This window comes from Acetobacter sp. DmW_043 (assembly GCF_002153485.1).
Taxonomy (GTDB): Bacteria; Pseudomonadota; Alphaproteobacteria; order Acetobacterales; family Acetobacteraceae; genus Acetobacter; species Acetobacter thailandicus.
On record NZ_JOMN01000058.1, the window covers coordinates 1 to 2,956 of the forward strand.

The following is a 2,956-nucleotide window of genomic DNA, read 5'->3' on the forward strand; positions in this document are numbered from 1 at the left end:
TCACTCACAGGCTCATCCTCCATAGGTAAGCCTGCGAATCACAATCTCTCGCTCAGTTCAATAAATTAACAGGTCCTGAGCCTACGGCGTGTCGTCAGTTAAGGAGGATGATGACTGAGGCAAACTGCACGGCTGCGAGGAACGTTGATTTCAGTTTATCGTAGCGTATTGCGATGGCACGGAACTGTTTGAGTTTATTAAAGAACCGCTCGACAAGATTACGCTCCCTGTAAAGAGCGAAGTCTGTTTTCCGCTGCATCGTTCTATGACGTTTTGGCGGAATGACCGGGGTAACGCCGCGCTCTGTCAATCGGTCGATCAACCTGTCTGCGTCATACGCCCTGTCAGCAAGGAAGGCATCCGGATCGATGTTTTCCGGCATCGGTTCCGCCCGGTTGATATCCGCATCCTGACCCGGTGTGATGTCGATCTCCACCGGATTGCCCAGGGCATCGCAAATGGCATGGATCTTTGTGGTCAGTCCGCCCCGGGATCGTCCGATGGCCTGATCCGCGCCCCCTTTTTGAGAGCTCCGGCACTATGCTGATGTGCACGGACAATCGTGCTGTCGATCATCATGTATTCATTGTCATGATCGGCGGCCAGATAACGAAATATCCGTTCGGTGACAACGCTTTCACACCAGCGGCGCAGACGCCGGTGCACGTTTTTCCAGCCTCCGAAACGTGCAGGAAGATCGCGCCATGGAATGCCTGCGCGATAGCGATACAGCACCGCCTCCACGAACAGACGGTTGTCTGCAGCAGTGCCTCCAACATGCCCCTCACGACCCGGAAGAAGGTCTTTTATCCGCTCCCACTGGTCGTCACGCAAGCCATAGCGCCGCATCTGTTTCTCTCCCTCAAAACCGGGAAAACAGTCAGTGGGGCAGTGGGCTGATAAACAGATTCGACTGGTGGTTGTAACTGTCCTGCAGGGACGTTTCCCGCATTTCAGTATAGACCCTAAAACGGTTGTTTTGTTGAAGCCTGTTAAGGCTCGTATCGGGCAACCACATCCTGATATCCGGATGGTTCGCCGACCGGCACCCGTAGAAGTAACCCAGATAGATGAATGGGATACGCTTTTAGCAGCATAAAGATTCCTCGATTTTTTGTGCTATTGTGGCGCGATAGCTTATATCTACTTCTATCTGGATTTTCTTTACGTTCTGCCTTGTGCGCTGCTCTCTAGCCTTTATCGGCAGATCAGCATCTCAAGACCTTGCAAGAGGCCGCCGCATAGCCTGCGATTCCAAGCAATTATGCGGTGCAGATTATAGAGAGGCATCCTTAATCGGGTGCCTCTTTTTTTTGCCCTCCGGCCCGGTTTCAAAGGTTGCTGATGAAATATAAGCAATGTCGTCCACCACGACTTGAATGCATCAGATAAAGCAGTCGGGAAATTCACCGACTGGTATATTTCTGGCGCTCTGATTTACTCCCCGAAGTTCTATAAAGCGCGGATCCGATTTAAGGGGACGGGAACGCTTTCCCGATCTGGAAAGCAAACGCCAGAATTGGCGTTCGTCCAGGGTGTCCAGTATGGCTGGCACCCTTTAAAAACTACCTAGCAAATTTCTTTTTGTAGAAATTAAAAATAGAAAATACAATTTTATAAAAAATAACAGCAAATATAAATGAAAATACTACCCATAAAATAACCCATAAATCATCGTAGTTTTCGCCTCCAACATACCCATCTTTCCATATTGCAAATTTATTTGCGTATTCAACGCTTATAAATTTTGCAGGATCTATCAGCCGAAGCCCTATATATAAAAAAACGAAAAATATAAATAAATTCAATGATTTACGAGAAATTGTTGTTACCATTATTCACAACCTCTATTGTTCCAAAAGAGTTAAGCCCTTTTACCCCTGGTACTTGCATCTGAGGTGTTCGCAATAAAGTATTTCTCAAAAGTGCAAAATCTGTATTCTTTGAGAGTGTTATACATCCATCTGACAAAACACCGGGATGAAGCCTGAAATTACCCCGCTTCACACCTTTAATGAAAGTGAAGTCATCTATCATTCCATCATCACGATACAACGCAAACCATTCAGAGTGACGAAAAACAGCGCCTGAATGATATTGATTATATAAATCTTTAGCCCAGGCAATTCCTTTTGCTATCAAACCACCAGAAGACCGGGATACTATCCAGTATTTACCTTCAGGAAGAGATCCTTGGCCTGGAATATATCCGCACCCGCCTCTGTTTCTATAAATTCCGTCTCCTGAAAAAGCCTCAAAACTCCCGACTCCAGGAAATGTTAAAGATGAATAACGATCTCCATTTAATATAAACTTACCATTTAAAGGAATTTAACTTTAATCCATTTAATAATTAGTCAAGTAAATGAAAACAATAACAGTAATTATGTTTAAATCAAAAAATATGAATAACAAGTATCAAAAATCAGGCTCTTTCAGACCCATTACCCGCGCTCTAAGTGCTTCAAAGCGTTCTATCTGTACGGGCATTTGCTTGCGTAAGTAGTTCCGCCTTATGGGTGGCGCGGCTTTCGGTGTCACCTTTCCGCCGTTATCATTTAGCTGGTTAAGCCGTTTAACCATGCCCCGGCGTTGCTCTGACTTCATCTCTCTCTGCTCCTGTTATTCATAGCATCAGCAAAGCCCCGCCAGTGCTCAAGGCCGCGCCACAAACCGCGCATGGCTATGGAGTGACCAGCCGGCAAAGGCTCAGGTGTTCTGCTTTTTTCGTTGGTAAGTCTGTCCGATTTGAACAGGGCAGAACGTGCGGTCTCCATTGAAATACCGAAGTGTTTTTGCAATGCCCTTAAGGTTAGACCCGCGTGCCCTCATCTTACGGACAGCACGCTGCAAAGCCTCATTATCTGCCAGCTAGGCTCAGGACCTGTTAATTCATTGAACTGAGCGAGAGATTGTGATTCGCAGGCTTACCTATGGAGGATGAGCCTGTGAGTGA

The 2,956-nt window shown here is 46.5% G+C and carries 4 protein-coding genes; 1 reads left to right on the top strand and 3 read right to left on the bottom strand.

All coding sequences use genetic code 11. The annotated features are described in order from the left end of the window. Positions 1 to 94: 94 nt before the first annotated feature. Positions 95 to 849 (bottom strand): IS5 family transposase gene (locus tag HK11_RS11355; RefSeq protein WP_369822957.1). Its coding sequence is split into 2 segments (ribosomal slippage): positions 95 to 508 and positions 511 to 849, totalling 753 coding nucleotides; the frame shifts between segments, so codons are not numbered across the junction. A gap of 34 nt (positions 850 to 883) precedes the next feature. Here HK11_RS11355 and HK11_RS12640 point away from each other — a divergent pair. Continuing rightward, positions 884 to 1,099, top strand: coding sequence for a hypothetical protein (locus HK11_RS12640; RefSeq protein ID WP_233133463.1), 216 nt, complete (start codon positions 884 to 886; stop codon positions 1,097 to 1,099). Between the two features lie 713 nt (positions 1,100 to 1,812). Here HK11_RS12640 and HK11_RS11365 read toward each other — a convergent pair. Then, a complete protein-coding gene (locus HK11_RS11365) occupies positions 1,813 to 2,331 on the bottom strand; it encodes a DUF2778 domain-containing protein (RefSeq protein WP_086555452.1) in 519 nt (172 codons plus the stop codon). A 272-nt stretch (positions 2,332 to 2,603) separates the two neighbouring features. Then, entirely contained in the window at positions 2,604 to 2,777 is a 174-nt protein-coding gene (locus tag HK11_RS12385; protein WP_158092825.1) for a hypothetical protein, read from the bottom strand. Positions 2,778 to 2,956 lie beyond the last annotated feature (179 nt).